Annotated in this window: 14 protein-coding genes and 2 pseudogenes; 10 read left to right on the top strand and 6 right to left on the bottom strand. The window is 73.1% G+C overall.

The features are described 5' to 3' along the window. The first annotated feature begins 16 nt into the window (after positions 1 to 16). The 5 genes from OG956_RS06530 (at position 17) to OG956_RS06510 (ending at position 6,694) form a co-directional block, all read left to right on the top strand. A complete protein-coding gene (locus OG956_RS06530) occupies positions 17 to 1,582 on the top strand; it encodes a PucR family transcriptional regulator (RefSeq protein ID WP_330336986.1) in 1,566 nt (521 codons plus the stop codon). 155 nt (positions 1,583 to 1,737) lie between these two features. Then, a complete protein-coding gene (locus OG956_RS06525; protein WP_330336985.1) occupies positions 1,738 to 2,580 on the top strand; it encodes a nitrilase-related carbon-nitrogen hydrolase in 843 nt (280 codons plus the stop codon). Positions 2,581 to 2,608: 28 nt separating this feature from the next. Next, a complete protein-coding gene (hydA, locus tag OG956_RS06520) occupies positions 2,609 to 4,012 on the top strand; it encodes a dihydropyrimidinase (RefSeq protein WP_330336984.1) in 1,404 nt (467 codons plus the stop codon). Positions 4,013 to 4,023: 11 nt separating this feature from the next. After that, positions 4,024 to 5,046: a TIGR03842 family LLM class F420-dependent oxidoreductase gene (locus OG956_RS06515; protein ID WP_330336983.1), complete on the top strand. Its 1,023-nt coding sequence runs from the start codon at positions 4,024 to 4,026 to the stop codon at positions 5,044 to 5,046. 121 nt (positions 5,047 to 5,167) lie between these two features. Next, entirely contained in the window at positions 5,168 to 6,694 is a 1,527-nt protein-coding gene (locus OG956_RS06510; protein ID WP_330336982.1) for an NCS1 family nucleobase:cation symporter-1, read from the top strand. Positions 6,695 to 6,712: 18 nt separating this feature from the next. Here OG956_RS06510 and OG956_RS06505 read toward each other — a convergent pair whose 3' ends face one another. The 6 genes and pseudogenes from OG956_RS06505 to OG956_RS06480 form a co-directional block, all read right to left on the bottom strand. Beyond that, on the bottom strand, positions 6,713 to 7,393 hold the full coding sequence (locus OG956_RS06505) for a hypothetical protein (RefSeq protein WP_330336981.1): 681 nt from the start codon (positions 7,391 to 7,393) through the stop codon (positions 6,713 to 6,715). Positions 7,394 to 7,522: 129 nt separating this feature from the next. Beyond that, on the bottom strand, positions 7,523 to 8,068 hold the full coding sequence (locus OG956_RS06500; protein WP_330336980.1) for a hypothetical protein: 546 nt from the start codon (positions 8,066 to 8,068) through the stop codon (positions 7,523 to 7,525). Next, on the bottom strand, positions 8,046 to 9,341 hold the full coding sequence (locus tag OG956_RS06495) for a WXG100 family type VII secretion target (protein ID WP_330336979.1): 1,296 nt from the start codon (positions 9,339 to 9,341) through the stop codon (positions 8,046 to 8,048). Before OG956_RS06495 ends, OG956_RS06500 begins: the two co-directional genes overlap by 23 nt. Positions 9,342 to 9,347: 6 nt before the next feature. Then, the gene (locus OG956_RS06490; RefSeq protein WP_330336978.1) at positions 9,348 to 9,638 is read right to left on the bottom strand and encodes a DUF6317 family protein; all 291 of its coding nucleotides are present in this window, start codon (positions 9,636 to 9,638) and stop codon (positions 9,348 to 9,350) included. After that, a complete protein-coding gene (locus OG956_RS06485; protein ID WP_330336977.1) occupies positions 9,635 to 10,141 on the bottom strand; it encodes an SAV_915 family protein in 507 nt (168 codons plus the stop codon). The genes OG956_RS06490 and OG956_RS06485 overlap by 4 nt, the downstream gene beginning before the upstream one ends. 194 nt (positions 10,142 to 10,335) lie before the next feature. Beyond that, positions 10,336 to 10,620, bottom strand: a pseudogene (locus OG956_RS06480) (cupin domain-containing protein); the annotation flags it as partial. On the opposite strand from OG956_RS06480, the pseudogene OG956_RS06475 reads away from it, so the two are divergent. The 5 genes and pseudogenes from OG956_RS06475 to OG956_RS06455 form a co-directional block, all read left to right on the top strand. Further along, positions 10,619 to 11,202, top strand: a pseudogene (locus OG956_RS06475) (B3/B4 domain-containing protein); the annotation flags it as partial. The pseudogenes OG956_RS06480 and OG956_RS06475 sit on opposite strands and share 2 nt — an antisense overlap. A 127-nt stretch (positions 11,203 to 11,329) precedes the next feature. Further along, positions 11,330 to 13,147, top strand: a complete 1,818-nt coding sequence (locus OG956_RS06470) for a gamma-glutamyltransferase family protein (RefSeq protein WP_330342759.1) — start codon at positions 11,330 to 11,332, stop codon at positions 13,145 to 13,147. A gap of 91 nt (positions 13,148 to 13,238) precedes the next feature. Further along, positions 13,239 to 14,087 (top strand): inositol monophosphatase family protein, encoded by an 849-nt coding sequence (locus tag OG956_RS06465; protein WP_330336976.1) that lies wholly within the window; start codon positions 13,239 to 13,241, stop codon positions 14,085 to 14,087. A gap of 143 nt (positions 14,088 to 14,230) precedes the next feature. Continuing rightward, positions 14,231 to 15,649, top strand: a complete 1,419-nt coding sequence (locus tag OG956_RS06460) for a phytoene desaturase family protein (protein ID WP_330336975.1) — start codon at positions 14,231 to 14,233, stop codon at positions 15,647 to 15,649. Next, positions 15,646 to 16,161, top strand: coding sequence for an O-acetyl-ADP-ribose deacetylase (locus OG956_RS06455; RefSeq protein ID WP_330336974.1), 516 nt, complete (start codon positions 15,646 to 15,648; stop codon positions 16,159 to 16,161). Before OG956_RS06460 ends, OG956_RS06455 begins: the two co-directional genes overlap by 4 nt. The last annotated feature ends 2 nt before the right edge of the window (positions 16,162 to 16,163 follow it).

Here is a 16,163-nt window from a genome sequence, read left to right as displayed (position 1 = left end):
GAACGGCGGTACGGCCATGACCACCACCCTGGAGTCCCGGCACGGCTGGGAACCCGCCCTCTCCGTCCGCCAGGTGCTCACCCTGGAACGGGTCCTCGCCGGGGAACCCGAGGTGGTGGCCGGCGCCGGGCAGCTCGACCGGCCGGTGCGCTGGGTGCACGTCGCCGAGGCCGCCGACGTCGGCGTGATGCTCAGCGGCGGCGAGATGGTGCTCACCACCGGCGTCCTCCTGGCCGGCGACGAGGCCAAGCAGGCCGAGTACATCCAGTCGCTGCACCGGGCCGAGGCCGCCGCCGTCGTGCTCGGCCTCGGGCGGGCCTTCCCGGCGCCGCCCGAGGTGATGCGCCGGGCCGCCGAGCGGTGCGGGCTGCCCATGGTCGTCCTGCACCGGCCCTTCCCGTTCGCCGAGCTGACCGAGGAGGTCCAGTGCCGGCTGGTACGGCGGAAGTTCGCCGCCGTCAGCCTCTCGGAGACGGTACGCACCGAACTCACCGCCCTGATCACCGCCGGCGCCCCCGTGCAGCGGCTGCTCGACGAGGTCGCCCGGCACGGCGGCTGCCCGGTCGTGCTCACCAACCTCGCCCACCGCGTCCTCGCCACGGCGGGGGAGCGGTCCGCCGTGGACGACGTGCTGCGCGACTGGGAGCGGATCGCCCGGCAGGCCGGGGCGGCGGCGGGCGACGAGTGGATCAGCGCCGAGCTGGGCGGGCGCGGGGAGCGCTGGGGCCGGCTGCTGCTGTGCGGCTACCGGGGCGAGGCGGCCACCGGCCGGCTGCTCGCCGACCGGGCCGCCGAGGCGCTGGTCCTGCACCGCATGCTCGGCGGCGGTTCCGCGCCGTCCTGGGAGGAGGAGTCCGCGCAGAGCCTGCTCACCGACCTGGTCTCCGGCGCCGTACCGGCCCGGCAGCTGCTGCCCCGGGCGCGGGCGGCCGGGCTGCCGGTCAACCGGCGCACCTTCGTGCCGCTGGTAGTCCTCGGCCGCGCCCCCGGCGAACTCGACCGAGTGCTGCGTCTGCTGGGGCTGGCCGGGCTGGTCGCCGAACTCGCCGACGGCCGCGCCGCCGTCCTGCTCAGCCTCCCGCGCGACCAGGACGCCGACGCCCTCACCGCCCACTTCGCGGCCCGGCTGCGCGCCGGGTCACGGGCCGTGGTCGCGGCCAGCGACGCCCGCACCGCCTGGGACGACGTGCCCGCCGGGCTGCGCGAGGCCCGGCACGTCGCCGACGCCGTCGCCGACTCCCCGGCCGCGCTCGACCTGCCGGCCGTGGTCCGCCTGAAGGACGTGCACCTGCGCGGACTGGTCCGGTTGCTGCGCGACGACCCGCACGTGCAGTCCTTCGCCGAACGGGAACTGGACGGGCTGCTCGGCGAGGCCGAGCCCGAGCTGCTGAACGTCCTGCGCACCTACCTCGCCACCGGCCGCAACAAGTCCCGCACCGCCCAGCTCCACCACGTCTCCCGGCCCGCCCTCTACCGCCGCCTGGAGGCCATACAGGCCCGGCTCGGCGTCGACCTGGACGACTTCGAACAGGCGGCCTCCGTGCACATCGCGCTCCTCGCGCACGACGCGCAACTGCGGTGAAACATGCGACGACCTGGGAAAACGGCGGTGAAACATGGGACTGCGCACACGTGACACGGTGACACGCCGAGGGCCCGCAGACGTGACACGCTGCCACTCAACCGGCCCGCGCGGGCTTTCTACGCTCACGGCACACCGAGCTACCGGAGGTCCCGATGAGCCGAGTGATCCGAGCCGCCCTGTTCCAGACCGCGTGGACGGGCGACAAGGAATCCATGATCCAGGTCCACGAGCAGGCGGCCCGCGACGCGGCCGCGCAGGGCGCCCAGGTCCTCTGCTTCCAGGAGCTGTTCTACGGCCCCTACTTCTGCCAGGTCCAGGACAAGGCCTTCTACGAGTACGCCGAACGGATCCCCGAGGGCCCGACCGTCCAGCGCTTCCAGTCCCTCGCCCGCGAGCTGGGCATCGTCCTGATCCTGCCCATGTACGAGGAGGAGCAGCCGGGCGTCCTGTACAACACCGCCGCCGTGATCGACGCGGACGGCTCCTACCTCGGCAAGTACCGCAAGACCCACATCCCCCAGGTCCAGGGATTCTGGGAGAAGTTCTACTTCCGCCCCGGCAACAGCGGCTGGCCCGTCTTCGACACCGCCGCCGGCCGGATCGGCGTGTACATCTGCTACGACCGGCACTTCCCGGAGGGCTGGCGGGCGCTGGGCCTCGCCGGAGCCGAGATCGTCTTCAACCCCTCGGCCACCTCGCGCGGCCTGTCCCGCTACCTGTGGCAGCTGGAACAGCCGGCGGCGGCCGTCGCCAACGAGTACTTCGTCGGCGCGATCAACCGGGTCGGCGTGGAGGACCTGGGCGACAACGACTTCTACGGCACGACCTACTTCGTCGACCCCGAGGCCCAGTTCGTCGGCGAGGTCGCGAGCGACAAGGAGACCGAACTCGTCGTACGCGACCTGGACCTGGCCAAACTCCGCGAGGTCCGCGACCGCTGGCAGTTCTACCGCGACCGGGCGCCCGGGGCGTACGGACCGCTGACCGCGCCCTGACCGGAACCGAGCGACGCAAGGGAGCAGCATGAGCAGCCGTACCGTCATCCGCGGCGGTCTCGTCATCACCGCCTCGGACGAGATCCACGCCGACGTCCTGATCGAGGACGGCCGCGTCGCCGCCCTCGCCGCCTCCGGCACCCCCGCCGCCGAGGCGTTCACCGCCGACCGGGTCATCGACGCCACCGGCAAGTACGTGATCCCGGGCGGGGTCGACGGCCACACGCACATGGAGATGCCGTTCGGCGGCACCACCGCCGCCGACACCTTCGAGACCGGCACCCGCGCCGCCGCCTGGGGCGGCACGACCACGATCGTCGACTTCGCCATCCAGAGCGTCGGCGGCACCCTGCGCGAGGGCCTGGACGCCTGGCACGCCAAGGCCGAGGGCAACTGCGCCGTCGACTACGGGTTCCACATGATCGTCTCCGATGTGAACGAGGAGACGCTGAAGGAGATGGACCTGCTGGTGGAGGAGGGCGTCACCTCCTTCAAGCAGTTCATGGCCTACCCCGGTGTCTTCTACAGCGACGACGGGCAGATCCTGCGCGCCATGCAGCGGGCCGCCGAGAACGGCGGGCTGATCATGATGCACGCCGAGAACGGCATCGCCATCGACGTCCTGGTCGAACAGGCCCTCGCCCGGGGCGAGACCGACCCGCGTTACCACGGAGAGGTCCGCAAGGCCCTGCTGGAGGCCGAGGCCACCCACCGCGCCATCCGGCTCGCACAGGTCGCCGGCGCACCCCTGTACGTCGTCCACGTCTCCGCGATGGAAGCGGTCGCCGAGCTGGCGCGGGCCCGCGACGAGGGGCTGAACGTCTTCGGCGAGACCTGCCCGCAGTACCTGTTCCTGTCCACCGACAACCTCGCCGAGCCGGACTTCGAGGGCGCGAAGTACGTGTGCAGCACGCCCCTGCGGCCCAAGGAGCACCAGGCCAAGCTGTGGCAGGGGCTGCGCACCAACGACCTCCAGGTCGTCTCCACCGACCACTGCCCCTTCTGCTTCACGGGCCAGAAGGAGCTGGGCCGCGGCGACTTCTCCAAGATCCCCAACGGCCTGCCCGGCGTGGAGAACCGCATGGACCTGCTCCACCAGGCCGTCGTCGACGGGCACATCTCCCGCCGCCGCTGGATCGAGATCGCCTGCGCCACCCCGGCCCGGATGTTCGGCATGTACCCCAAGAAGGGCACCATCGCGCCGGGCGCCGACGCCGACATCGTGATCTACGACCCGCACGCCGAGCAGGTCATGTCGGCCGAGACCCACCACATGAACGTCGACTACTCCGCCTACGAGGGCAGGCGCACCACCGGCCGGGTCGAGACCGTGCTCTCGCGAGGCGTGCCCGTCATCACCGAGCGGGAGTACACCGGGCACGCCGGCCACGGCGTCTTCACCCCGCGCTCCACCTGTCAGTACCTCAACTAGGAGCAGCGCCCATGGACTTCGGACTCGTCCTGCAGACCGACCCGCCGGCCTCCCGCGTCGTCAGCCTGATGAAACGGGCCGAGCGCAACGGGTTCACGTACGGCTGGACGTTCGACTCCGCCGTGCTCTGGCAGGAGCCGTTCGTGATCTACAGCCAGATCCTCGCGAACACGACGAAGCTGAAGGTCGGCCCGATGGTCACCAACCCGGGAACCCGCACCTGGGAGGTCACCGCGTCCACCTTCGCCACCCTCAACGACATGTTCGGCAACCGCACCGTCTGCGGCATCGGCCGCGGCGACTCCGCGATGCGGGTCGCGGGCCGCAAACCCAACACCCTCGCCCGCATCAGCGAGGCGATGAAGGTCATCCGCGCCCTGGCCAGGGGAGAGGAGGCCGACCTCGGCGGCGGCACGGTGATCAGGTTCCCCTGGATCAAGCCGGGCGCCGAACTCCCGGTCTGGATGGCCGCGTACGGTCCCAAGGCGCTGAAGATGACCGGCGAGGAGGCCGACGGGTTCATCCTCCAGCTGTCCGACCTGTATCTGACCGAGTACATGGTGAAGGCCGTCAAGGACGCGGCCGCCGCCGCCGGCCGCGACCCCGCGAAGGTGACGATCTGCGTGGCGGCCCCGGCGTACGTCACCGAGGACGACTCGCCCGAGGCCCTCGCCCACGCCCGCGAGCAGTGCCGCTGGTTCGGCGGCATGGTCGGCAACCACGTCGCCGACCTCGTCGCCCGGTACGGCGAGCACTCCGCACAGGTCCCCGACGCCCTCACCGACTACATCAAGGCACGCCAGGGCTACGACTACGCCCACCACGGGCGCAGCGGCAACCCCGACACCGCCTTCGTGCCCGACGAGATCGTCGACCGGTTCTGCGTCATCGGACCGGTCGAGAAGCACATCGAGAAGCTGACCGCGCTCCGCGCGCTGGGCGTCGACCAGTTCGCGGTGTACGACATGCACGACGCGCAGGAGGCCACCATCGACGCCTACGGCAGGGCGGTGATCCCGGCCCTCAACGCCTGAGCCCCCGCCCCACGTACGAGCCCCCCACGCCCCCTCTTGGTCTCCCCTCCCCGCCGCCGGCGGGGAGGGGGCTGGTGCCCGCACGGCAACTCCCGCTCCCTCTCACCCGATTGGCCAGCCCATGACCGACACCGCTCCCACGGCCATACCCCCGTCCGGCCAAGTCACCCGCTCCGACGGGCGCGTGGAACTCGCACCCGGCACCCTGCCGCCCAGCGGTCCCTACGCCAACGAGGACCTCCTCCCGGTCCCGGTCGAACGGCGCACCTGGACCACGTACAACTTCTCCGCCCTGTGGGTCGGCATGGCCCACAACACGGCCTCCTGGACGCTGGCCTCCGGCCTGATCGCCGTCGGCATGGACTGGAAGCAGGCCGTGTTCACCATCGCCCTGGCCAACCTGGTCGTCCTGGTGCCGATGCTGCTGACCGGGCATGCCGGCCCCAAGTACGGCATCCCCTTCCCCGTCTTCGCCCGCGCCTCCTTCGGCGTGCGCGGCGCCAACCTGCCCGCCGTCGTACGGGCGCTGGTGGCGTGCGGCTGGTTCGGCATCCAGACCTGGATCGGCGGCGAGGCCATCTACTTCCTCGCCGGGAAACTGATCGGCGACAGCTGGTCGAACGCGGCGCACGTCGGCGGCTACGCCTGGACCATGTGGCTGTCCTTCGCGATCTTCTGGGTGCTCCAGGTGGCGATCATCTACCGGGGCATGGAGACCATCCGCCGCTTCGAGAACTGGGCCGCGCCGTTCGTGCTCGTCGGCGCGTTCGTCATGCTGTGGTGGATGAGCAGCAAGGCGGGCGGGGTCGGCCCGCTCTTCGACCAGCCATCGAAGCTCGGCTGGGGCGGCAGCTTCTGGAAGCTGTTCTGGCCGTCCCTCATGGGCATGATCGGCTTCTGGTCCACGCTGTCGCTGAACATCCCGGACTTCACCCGCTACGGCAGGAGCCAGAAGGCGCAGACCTGGGGCCAGGCCCTCGGCCTGCCCACCACCATGACCCTGTTCGCCTTCCTGTCCGTCCTGGTCACCTCCGGCTCCCAGGCCGTCTACGGCCAGCCGGTCTGGGACCCGGTGCAGCTCGCCGCCAAGACGGACAACGTGGTGGGCCTGCTCTACGCGCTCGTCACCGTCCTCGTCGCCACGCTGTCCGTGAACATCGCGGCCAACCTGGTCTCCCCGGCGTTCGACTTCTCCAACGTGGCGCCGAGAAAGGTGAGTTTCCGCGCCGGCGCCCTGATCACCGCCGTCCTCGCGGTGCTGATCTTCCCGTGGAAGCTCTACTCCGACCCGCAGGGCTACATCTTCACCTGGCTGGGCCTGGTCGGCGGCCTGCTCGGCACGGTCGCGGGCATCCTCGTCGCCGACTACTGGCTGCTGCGCCGCACCCGGCTGCACCTCGCCGACCTGTACCGCACCGGCGGCCGCTACTGGTACGCGGCCGGCTGGAACTGGCGGGCGGTGGTGTCCTTCCTCGCGGGCGGTGTCCTCGCGATCGGCGGCGCCAGCTTCAAGCCCCTGATCGACGGCCGCCCCATCCCGTCCCTCGCCTCCCTCGCCGACTACGGCTGGGCGGTGGGCCTCGGCACGTCCCTGGTGCTGTACCTGGCGCTCACCGCGCTGACCGGCGCCCGGCGGGCCGCGGTCTGAGGACGCGGGGGCGGGCGGTCAGCCGGACTGCGACCGCCCGCCCCCGAGCGCGCCCACCGCGGCGCGGGCCGCCTGGATGGCACCCTTGTTGATCTCGTCCGTGCCGGGCGCCTTCTTGGTGTCGAAGTCGCTTCCGTTGTACGTGACGACGACCAGGGCGTTGGACACCCGCACCACGACGACGCCCTCGCGGGTCTGCTGCTTGTCCTCCGTGGTGAGGTTGACGACGGAGTACGCGCTGTCGCCGAGCCCCGGCACGTCCCCGCCGCCGCTCTTCTCCTTCACCCGCTGCTGGTACTCCTGCGTCGCCTCCTGCTCCGAGCCGCTGATCTCGAACGACACGTCGAGCCAGCGGTAGCTGTACCCCTGCAGCGCGTTCCAGGAGCAGGTGCGGCGCAGCTTGGCGTCCGTGGACGGGATCTCCTTGCCGTCCGTCTTCGCCCCGGGCACCAGGGACTTCACGGTCGCCGCGGGCACGCTGGTGCAGGGCGACGGCGCGGTGCCGTACGCCTTCGCCGCCGCCGTGGACGACGGACCGGCGGACGAGGAGGAGGTCTGGGTCGACGAACTCTGCACCGTCTGGTGCCCGGCGGAGGCGTGCGGCGCGGCGCCGGACGTCAGCGCCCAGCCGGCACAGGCGAGGACCGCGACCGGCGAGATCCGCGCGGTCAGGGCGAGCGGCAGGGGAAGGGATCGCACGGCGCACTTCTCGTGGGGGAGGGGGTGCGGACAGGGCCCGCAGGTGGACGTGGGACGCCAGTGTCACACGACTCCCTGTGGGGCGGAAGCGGAAACTCGCAGCGTGCGCGGGCGGTTACGGCGGCACGGTCACGACGTACGGTTCCGCCCGCTTTGCTCCTCGAGCCAACGGCGGGTGCCGACCTCGCTGGGGTACTCCCGGACGGTCAGCATGGCCACGCTCCAGCCGACGACCCAGGCGGCCAGCGCCGGGACGACGGGCGCCGCGACCAGCCACAGAACGCGGCCGGCGACGACGAGGCCGGGCGTACGGCGGCTCTGGTCCCGCTTCGCGGCGCGGAACTCCTCGGGGGCGGGCGGGTCGAGGAGTTTCCTGCGATGGTCCCGGCGCTGCACCAGCCATCCCCACACCAGCGCCCCGGCGGACGCGACGGCCTGCGCCCAGTCCCACACCGTACGGACGCCCGACGGCAGTCCGGTGCGGAAGCTGCCGTAGAGGACGAGCGCGATGTAGCAGCAGAAGGCCAGCACCGCGAGCCACACCAGGGCGGTCAGGCACCGGCGCAGCCAGTAGCGCGGGCCGCGCTCGTACCACGTGGTGCCGAGCCCCTGCACCGCGGGGATCCGGACGGGGGCCGGCGAGGCCGCGCCCTCAGAAGATGCTCTTGATGCCATGCCACACGTCGTCTTTCAGCCGCACGAAGTCGTCCCCGGTCTCGGACAGGACGTGACCCGAGCCGTGGAGGATGCCGCCCACCACTCCGTGGTCGTGGATGTCCTCGCTCCAGTGCTCGTGGAAGGAGTGGTCGATGATGCCGGTCGCGCCGATCACGATGCCACCGCCGACCCCGGCCACCACGGCGACCGGCACGTCGACGGGAGCGAGCGCGACGAGACCCGCCGTGACGGCGGTGCCGGCCGCCAGGCCCGCGAGGTTCGCGCCGCCGTCCACCGCGATCGAGTGCTGCCAGGACCAGCCCTTGTCGTGGTCGTCGGACGCCTCCAGCAGCCCGCAGGCACCCGCCGCGGCGACGTCCAGCACCGGAATCTCCTTCAGGAAGTCCGGGACCTTCTCCAGGCCTTCGCCCACGCGCAACGCCTCGGCCGCGTCGGCCAGTTTCACGTTGAGCGCCCGGTCGTACGGCAGCGCGGTGCTGCCGTGGTCGGCCCGCGCGAGATCCTGCTCCAGCGCGTCCACCTTGGTGACCGCGTCACGGTAGGCGCTCTTGGCGGGCAGGTCCTTGGGCAGCGCCTTGCCGGCCTTCTGGTAGGCCTTGCGCTCCGCCCGCAGCTCCTTCTTGGCGGCCTGCGCCTCGGCCTTGGCCGCGTCGATGCGCTTGCGGGCCTCGATGCCGCCCGCCCGGGCGTCCTCGGCGTCGTACGCGTACAGGCCGCGCAGATAGTCGGCGAGGGTGACCTTGTCCCCGGGGGACGTCGCGTCGCCCTTCGTCACCTGGTCGCACAGGCTCTGCAGATCCCTCGCCGCCACCAGCCGCGCGTGCTGCGCGGTGTGCAGGATCTCCTCGCGCGCCTTGGCGTAGTCGTTCATCGCGGAGATGGCCTTCTGGTCCTCCGCGCTCGGGGGATTCGCCGTCACCATCGGCAGCGGCGCCCCCTTGGCGTCCGTGGAGACGCCCTTGCCGGCCGCGATGTGCTGCGCGTTCTGCAGGGACGTCTCGCACGTGGACAGCGCGTTCGCGAGGGTCTCGAGGATCTCGCCCGCCGAGTGCACCAGTTCGGCGAAGCCGCCGGCCGTCAGCGCGTCCTCGCTCCACTTGGCGCGGAAGCTCTCGGCCGCCTCGCCCTTCCAGCCCGCGTCGCCGACCAGCTTGTCGACCGCCGTGCTGAGGGGCTTGACCACGCCGTCCAGCTTGTCCTTGGCGCTCTTGTACGTCTCGGCCATCGTGCGCAGTCCGCCGATGTCGCCGCCGACCCAGCTGTCACCCATCGGCCCTCATCCCATCAGGTCTTCGAAGACGCCGTGGACGTCCACGTCGTGGCGGTGGAAGGAGTCCCGCGCGTACGCGACCTTGTCCCCGTGGTCGTCCAGCCGGTCCGCCATGCCGGTGTGCAGGGCGATGATGAGGTTCGCGGCCTCCTTGATGACCGAGTCCAGGCCGGGGTCGCCGCCGCTGACCACGGGCGGCGCCACGTCGGGGTGCAGCCTGCGGTAGTCGTCGGCCTGGGTGTGGAACGTCTTCGCCATGGCGGCGAGGTCGTCGTAGACCGCCTTGAAGTCGCTCACCGGCGCACCTCCCGTGCGTACGCGGCCAGGTCCTCGGGCCGCCAGTTGGGTTCTCCGGGGGCCACCCGCGGGTCCAGCAGGACGGTGACGCCCTGCTCGCGCACGTTTTCCGCCAGCGGGCCCAGGGAGGCGGCGACCCACGGCTGGGCCTCGCCGAGCGCCTGCGCCAGCCTGGCCGGCGAGGTGAACGCGTAGGCCACGGTGCCGTGTTCGGGGTGCCGGAAGAGTTCGAGGACGATGAAGGGCACGCGCGCGGGGCGGCCGTCCGAGCCGGTACCGGCGACGGACCGCGGATGCGCCGGCACGCACACCGGCGTGTGGTAGGCGGGGACTCCCGGCTTCGGGCCGGGCCGGCCGTCCGTGTCCGCTCGCGGCGGCGGCGCGGCCTCCGCGAAGTCCCGCAGCGCCGAGCGGGGCGGCTGCGGAGTCTGCTGCGGGAGGCTCGTCCCGGGCGGATCCGGCTCAGCGAAGTCGAGCAGGCGTGATCGAGTCGGCGCCCCCATCGCCGTCACCTTCTTCCCCGTGCGTTCGTGGCCGATCGGGCCCGACCACGGTAGCCACCGGGCAAGAGGGCAAATCCAGCCATGTCGGGACCTGCCGCCGGGCACACACCGAACCCATACGCCCGCTTGGCAGACGGCAGAGCAACCCTTGACCCGTTGCTGAACCGGGGTTTCCGGCCGGGCTCACGCCGCCGTCACGGGGCCGGGGGCAGGTGCACCGTCATGATCGGTTCGCACGGCTCGGTGCCGGAGCCGCGGCAGGTGTGCGCGGTGTCCCCCTCGAACGTGGCGGTGCGGCCCGCCTCCAGCGGGTGCTCGGTGCCGTCGACGACCAGGGTCATCCGGCCGGCGACGACGCTGATCGTCTCCACGACCCCGGCCTGATGGGGACGGCTCGGATACTCCTCGCCCGGCTCCAGGCGCCGGCGCCAGACCTCCACCGGCGCCGGCCCGGAGGTCGTCAGCATGAGGCGGGCCCAGCTGGAGCAGCGGCTCGCCGACGGCACCTGGCAGCGGCGGACGAGAGCGACCCGCGGATCGGGGCCTGGCACACCGCGTACCTGTCCTTCGGCACCAACCCCCGCCGTAGCCGCCCCAGCGTCGACGCGCTCGGCCGCCGCCTCGCCAAGAAGGGCACGCCGCCCCGTATCAACCCGGCCGTCGACTCCTGCAACACCGTCTCCGTCCGCCACGGCCTGCCCGCCGGCGCCTTCGACCTGGACCAGGTCACCGGCGACGTCGACATCCGGTACGCCGACGGCACGGAGACCTTCACCCCGCTCGGCGAACCGGACACCGTCGAGAACCCCGGGCCCGGCGAGATCGTCTACACGGGCGCCACCGGCGTCCTCACCCGCCACTGGAACCACCGCGACGCCCATCGCACCCGCGTCACCGAGGACTCCTCGCGCGTCGCCTTCGTCCTCGAGACCCTCCACGCCGACCGCGACGGCGACCTCCCCAAGGTCGCGGCCGACGAACTCCTGGCCCTCCTCGCCCCGCACGCCGGCCAGACCGCCGTGCGCTGCCTCGGCCCGGCACAGCCGCACGTCGCCGTCTGACGACCCCGGGGTGCACGCGCCCCCCGAACGCCCCTCGCAGGAAGAGAGCGCCCGATAGCCTTCCAGGGACCGGTCCGAGCGCCCGGCAGCCGGGCGGACGCACGGAATCAGCGAGGTGAGCGTTCCTGTGTTCACGACCCGCCCCACCCTTCAGGGCACGTTCGGCATGGTGTCCTCCACCCACTGGCTGGCCTCCCAGTCGGCGATGGCGGTCCTGGAGGACGGCGGCAACGCCTTCGACGCCGCCGTGGCCGGCGCCTTCGTGCTGCACGTGGTGGAGCCCCACCTGAACGGGCCGGCCGGCGAGGTGCCGATCCTGCTCGCCCCGGCGGACGGCGCGGTACGCGTGCTCTGCGGCCAGGGCGTGGCCCCGGCCGGCGCCACGGCCGCCCACTACCGCGCCCTCGGACTGGACCTCGTACCCGGCACCGGACCGCTCGCGGCCGCCGTGCCCGGCGCCTTCGACGCCTGGCTGCTGCTCCTGCGCGACCACGGCACCAAGTCCCTGGACGACGTCCTGAAGTACGCCGTCGGATACGCCGAGCACGGGCACGCGCCCGTGGAGAGGCTCGGGGCCACCGTGGAGGCCGTACGGCGGCTGTTCGAGACCGAGTGGACCTCGTCGGCGGAGGTCTATCTGCCCGGCGGCCGGGCGCCCCGGCCCGGCCGGCTCTTCCGCAACCCCGCGCTCGCCGCCACCTGGAAGCGGCTGCTGGCCGAGACCGCCGGCGCCGGCGACCGCGAGGCGCGGATCGACGCCGCGCGCGAGGTGTGGCGCCGCGGATTCATCGCCGAGGCCCTGGTACGGCAGTCGCGGCGGCCCACGAGGGACACCAGCGGCGAACGGCACACCGGCACGCTCACCGAGGCCGACCTCGCCGGCTGGTCGGCGGGCTACGAGACACCGGTGACGTACGACTGGAACGGCTGGACCGTGTGCAAGGCCGGCCCCTGGAGCCAGGGCCCCGCCCTCCTCCAGCAGCTCGCCCTGCTTCCGCCCGAACTGCCCGCCCACGGCTCCGCCGCGTACGTCCACCTGCTCGTCGAGGGCTGCAAGCTCGCCATGGCCGACCGCGAGGCCTGGTACGGCGACGCCGCCGAGGTGCCCCTCGCCGATCTGCTCTCGGACGACTACAACGCCGGCCGGCGGGCTCTGATCGGCGCCAAGGCCTCCTGGGAGCTGCGGCCCGGCAGCCCCGGCGGACGCACCCCGCGGCTGCCCGCGCAGGCGTACGCGCGCGTGGAGAGCGGCGACGACCGAGGCTTCGACCCCATGGGAGCGGGCGAACCGACGGTCGCCCAGCTCCCCGGCGAGCCGCACGTCGCCGCCGACGGCACGACCCGCGGCGACACCTGCCACCTGGACGTCGCCGACCGCTGGGGCAACATGGTCGCGGCCACGCCCAGCGGCGGCTGGCTGCAGTCCAACCCGGTCGTGCCCGAGCTGGGCTTCCCGCTGGGCACCCGGCTGCAGATGACCTGGCTGGAGGAGGGCCTGCCGAACACCCTCACCCCCGGCCGCCGCCCCCGTACGACCCTGACCCCGTCCCTCGCGCTGCGCGGCGGCGTGCCGGTCCTGGCGTTCGGCACGCCCGGCGGCGACCAGCAGGACCAGTGGCAGCTGCACTTCTTCCTCGCCGCCGCCCTGCGCGCCCCGGTCCGCGGCGGCCTGGACCTCCAGGGCGCGATCGACGCCCCGAACTGGCACAACGACAGCTTCCCCAGCTCCTTCCACCCGCGCGGCCGGCGCCCCGGCAGCGTCACCGTCGAGTCCCGCATGGACACCGGGGTGGCCGAGGAGCTGCGGCGGCGCGGGCACGACGTCACCGTCGGCCCCGCCTGGTCCGAGGGGCGGCTGTGCGCGGTGGCGCGGGATCCGGAGACCGGCGTGCTGTCGGCCGCGGCGAACCCGCGCGGCATGCAGGGCTACGCGGTGGGCCGCTGACCGATCTTCGGCACCTGTTCTTCATGCCGATTCCACCCGGTGTGCACCGGGCGGGCGGGGATTGTCAGCGGGGCGTGCTCTCATGGGGGACATGATCGAAGCAACCACGGAAACCATCGACGAGTTTCTCACCCGCTGCTCGGCCCATGTGGAGGACGCGGTCCGGAGGGCCGCCGCGGCCGAGATCCTGCCCCGCTTCCGCCGCCTGGCCGCGCACGAGGTGGACCAGAAGAACGGCCCGCACGACCTGGTGACGGACGCCGACCGGCTCGCCGAGCTGCGGCTCACCGAGGACCTCGGCACCCTGCTGCCCGGCTCGGTCGTGGTCGGCGAGGAGGCGGTGCACGCCGACCCGGCGACGTACGCGGCGCTGGGGGGCGAGGCGCCCGTGTGGATCGTGGACCCGGTCGACGGGACCCGGCAGTTCGTGCACGGCGACGACGGGTTCTGCACCCTGGTCGCGCTCGCCCACCGGGGTGTCGTCCTCGCCTCCTGGACGTATGCGGCGGCGCGCGGCCAGTTCGCCACCGCGATCCGCGGACGGGGCGCCTTCCTCGACGGCGAGCGGCTGTCCGCGGGCTCGCCCGAGCCCGGCCGGGACCTCGTCGTCGCCACCTCCCACCCGGACTACACCACCGACGAGGAGAAGCGCGCGCTGAGCGCCCTGTGGACCGACGGCCTCGCCCCGCGGCCCTGCGGCTCGGCGGGCCTGGAGTATCTGGCCGTCGCCCGGGGCGAGCTGGACGCCGTCGCGTTCTCCTGGGAGGCGGCCTGGGACCACGCGGCCGGCCTGCTCCTCGTCGAGGAGGCGGGCGGCGCGCACCTCACCCGCACCGGCGAGCCGTTCCGCGTGACCGGCGGCAACACCCTTCCGTTCACCGCGGCCCGGAACAGCGCGACGGCCCGCCGCGTGGCCGGCCTGCTGCGCGCGGCGGCCTGACGGCCGGGTCCGGCCTGCTCCACCGCCCCCCGACCGCCGGTTCCTCCCTGGCCACCGGTTCCCGGCGACCCGGCCCGGGGGAGTGTCAGTCCTCCGGCATATCCTGGGCCCGAGTGGCCATCGGCTGACGAAGGGGTCCGAAGGTGCCGTCGATGCTCGATGCGGTCGTGGTGGGTGCGGGGCCGAACGGACTGACCGCTGCCGTGGAGCTGGCCCGCCGCGGCTTCTCCGTCGCGGTGTTCGAGGCGAAGCCCACCGTCGGCGGCGGCGCCCGCACCGAGGAGCTGACCCTGCCCGGCTTCCGGCACGACCCGTGCTCGGCCGCCCACCCCCTCGGCGTCAACTCACCGGCGTTCCGCGCCCTCCCCCTCGAGCGCTACGGCCTGCAGTGGCTGCACTCCGAGCTCCCGATGGCGCACCCCTTCCCCGACGGCACCGCGGCCGTGCTCGCCCGCTCGGTGGCGCAGACGGCCGCCTCCTTCGGCCCGCGCGACGCGGGCGCGTACCGCAGGCTGGTCGAGCCGTTCCTCGCCCACTGGGACACCCTCGTGCGGGACTTCATGTCCCTGCCGCTGACCGCGCTCCCGCGCGACCCCGTCACCCTCGCCCGGTTCGGCCTGGCCGGGCTGCCGCCGTCCACCTGGCTGCTGCGCCGCTTCCGGGACGAACGCGCCAAGGCCCTGTTCGCCGGTCTGGTCGCCCATGTCATCGCGCCGCTCGGCGGCCTGGCCACCGGCGCCGTCGGCCTGGTCTTCGCCCTGTCCGCGCACGCCCGCGGCTGGCCGGTGCCCCGCGGTGGCTCCCAGGCGATCTCCGACGCCCTCGCCGCGTACCTGAAGGACCTCGGCGGCGCCGTGCACACCGACTACGAGGTCAAGCGCCTGGACGACCTGCCGCCCGCGCGGGCGTACGTCTTCGACACCTCGCCCACCGCGCTCGCCCGCATCGCCGGGTTCGGCGACACCTACGCGCACTACCGCTACGGCCCCAGCGTCTTCAAGATCGACTACGCGCTGGACGGCCCGGTGCCCTGGACCGCGCCCGAGGCCCGCGTCGCCACGACCGTGCAGATCGGCGCGAGCAAGGCCGAGATCGCCACCGCCCTGCGCGCCGCCTCCCGCGAGGGCCGCGCCCCCGACCGGCCGTTCCTGATCACCGTGCAGCCCGGCATCGTCGACCCCACCCGCGCCCCCGAGGGCAAGCAGGTCTTCTGGGCGTACGGCCACGTCCCGAACGGCTGGTCCGGCGACCTCACCGACGCCATGGAACGCCAGCTGGAGCGCTTCGCCCCCGGCTTCCGCGACCGCGTCCTCGCCCGCGCCGTCGCCGGCCCCGCCGAAGTGGCCGCCCGCAACGCCAACTACGTCGGCGGGGACATCGCCTGCGGCGCGGCGTCCGGACTCCAGCTGCTGCTGCGTCCCAGACTGTCCCTGTTCCCGTACCACACCCCGCATCCGGCCGTCTTCATCTGCTCCTCGGCCACCCCGCCGGGCCCCGGCGTGCACGGCATGTCGGGGCACAACGCGGCCAAGGCCGTCTGGCGAAGACTGAGGCAGACATGACCACCATCACCCTCGTCCAGGGAGACATCACGCGGGAGAGCGCCGACGCGATCGTCAACGCGGCCAACTCCTCCCTCCTCGGCGGCGGTGGCGTCGACGGCGCGATCCACCGGCGCGGCGGCCCCGCCATCCTCGAGGAGTGCCGCGCCCTGCGCGCCTCCCGGTACGGCAAGGGCCTGCCCACCGGACAGGCGGTGGCCACGACGGCGGGCGATCTCGACGCCCGCTGGGTCATCCACACCGTGGGCCCGGTCTTCAGCGGGAGCGAGGACCGCTCCGGCCTGCTCGCCTCCTGCTACCGCGAGTCCCTGAAGGTCGCCGACGAACTCGGCGCCCGCACGGTCGCGTTCCCGGCCGTCTCCACCGGCGTGTACCGCTGGCCGATGGACGACGCGGCCCGGATCGCCGTGGAGACGGTGCGCGGCACGGACACGTCGGTCGAAGAGGTGCGCTTCGTCCTCTTCGACCAGCGGGCGTACGACGCGTTCGCCCGCCAAGTCGGCCGGCAGTAGAC

The sequence above is a fragment of the Streptomyces sp. NBC_00557 genome (assembly GCF_036345995.1).
Lineage (GTDB): Bacteria > Actinomycetota > Actinomycetes > Streptomycetales > Streptomycetaceae > Streptomyces.
Note: the sequence above shows the minus strand (reverse complement) of the source record. Positions and strands in the feature narration are given on the sequence as shown.

What these genes read in the sequence shown, in the direction of transcription:
- OG956_RS06455 (WP_330336974.1), top strand. Translation starts at nt 15,646, where the DNA reads ATGACCACCATCACCCTCGTCCAGGGAGACATCACGCGGGAGAGCGCC.
- OG956_RS06510 (WP_330336982.1), top strand. Translation starts at nt 5,168, where the DNA reads ATGACCGACACCGCTCCCACGGCCATACCCCCGTCCGGCCAAGTCACC.
- OG956_RS06495 (WP_330336979.1), bottom strand. Translation starts at nt 9,341, where the DNA reads ATGGGTGACAGCTGGGTCGGCGGCGACATCGGCGGACTGCGCACGATG.
- OG956_RS06485 (WP_330336977.1), bottom strand. Translation starts at nt 10,141, where the DNA reads ATGGGGGCGCCGACTCGATCACGCCTGCTCGACTTCGCTGAGCCGGAT.
- hydA (WP_330336984.1), top strand. Translation starts at nt 2,609, where the DNA reads ATGAGCAGCCGTACCGTCATCCGCGGCGGTCTCGTCATCACCGCCTCG.
- OG956_RS06525 (WP_330336985.1), top strand. Translation starts at nt 1,738, where the DNA reads ATGAGCCGAGTGATCCGAGCCGCCCTGTTCCAGACCGCGTGGACGGGC.
- OG956_RS06515 (WP_330336983.1), top strand. Translation starts at nt 4,024, where the DNA reads ATGGACTTCGGACTCGTCCTGCAGACCGACCCGCCGGCCTCCCGCGTC.
- OG956_RS06500 (WP_330336980.1), bottom strand. Translation starts at nt 8,068, where the DNA reads ATGGCATCAAGAGCATCTTCTGAGGGCGCGGCCTCGCCGGCCCCCGTC.
- OG956_RS06465 (WP_330336976.1), top strand. Translation starts at nt 13,239, where the DNA reads ATGATCGAAGCAACCACGGAAACCATCGACGAGTTTCTCACCCGCTGC.
- OG956_RS06530 (WP_330336986.1), top strand. Translation starts at nt 17, where the DNA reads ATGACCACCACCCTGGAGTCCCGGCACGGCTGGGAACCCGCCCTCTCC.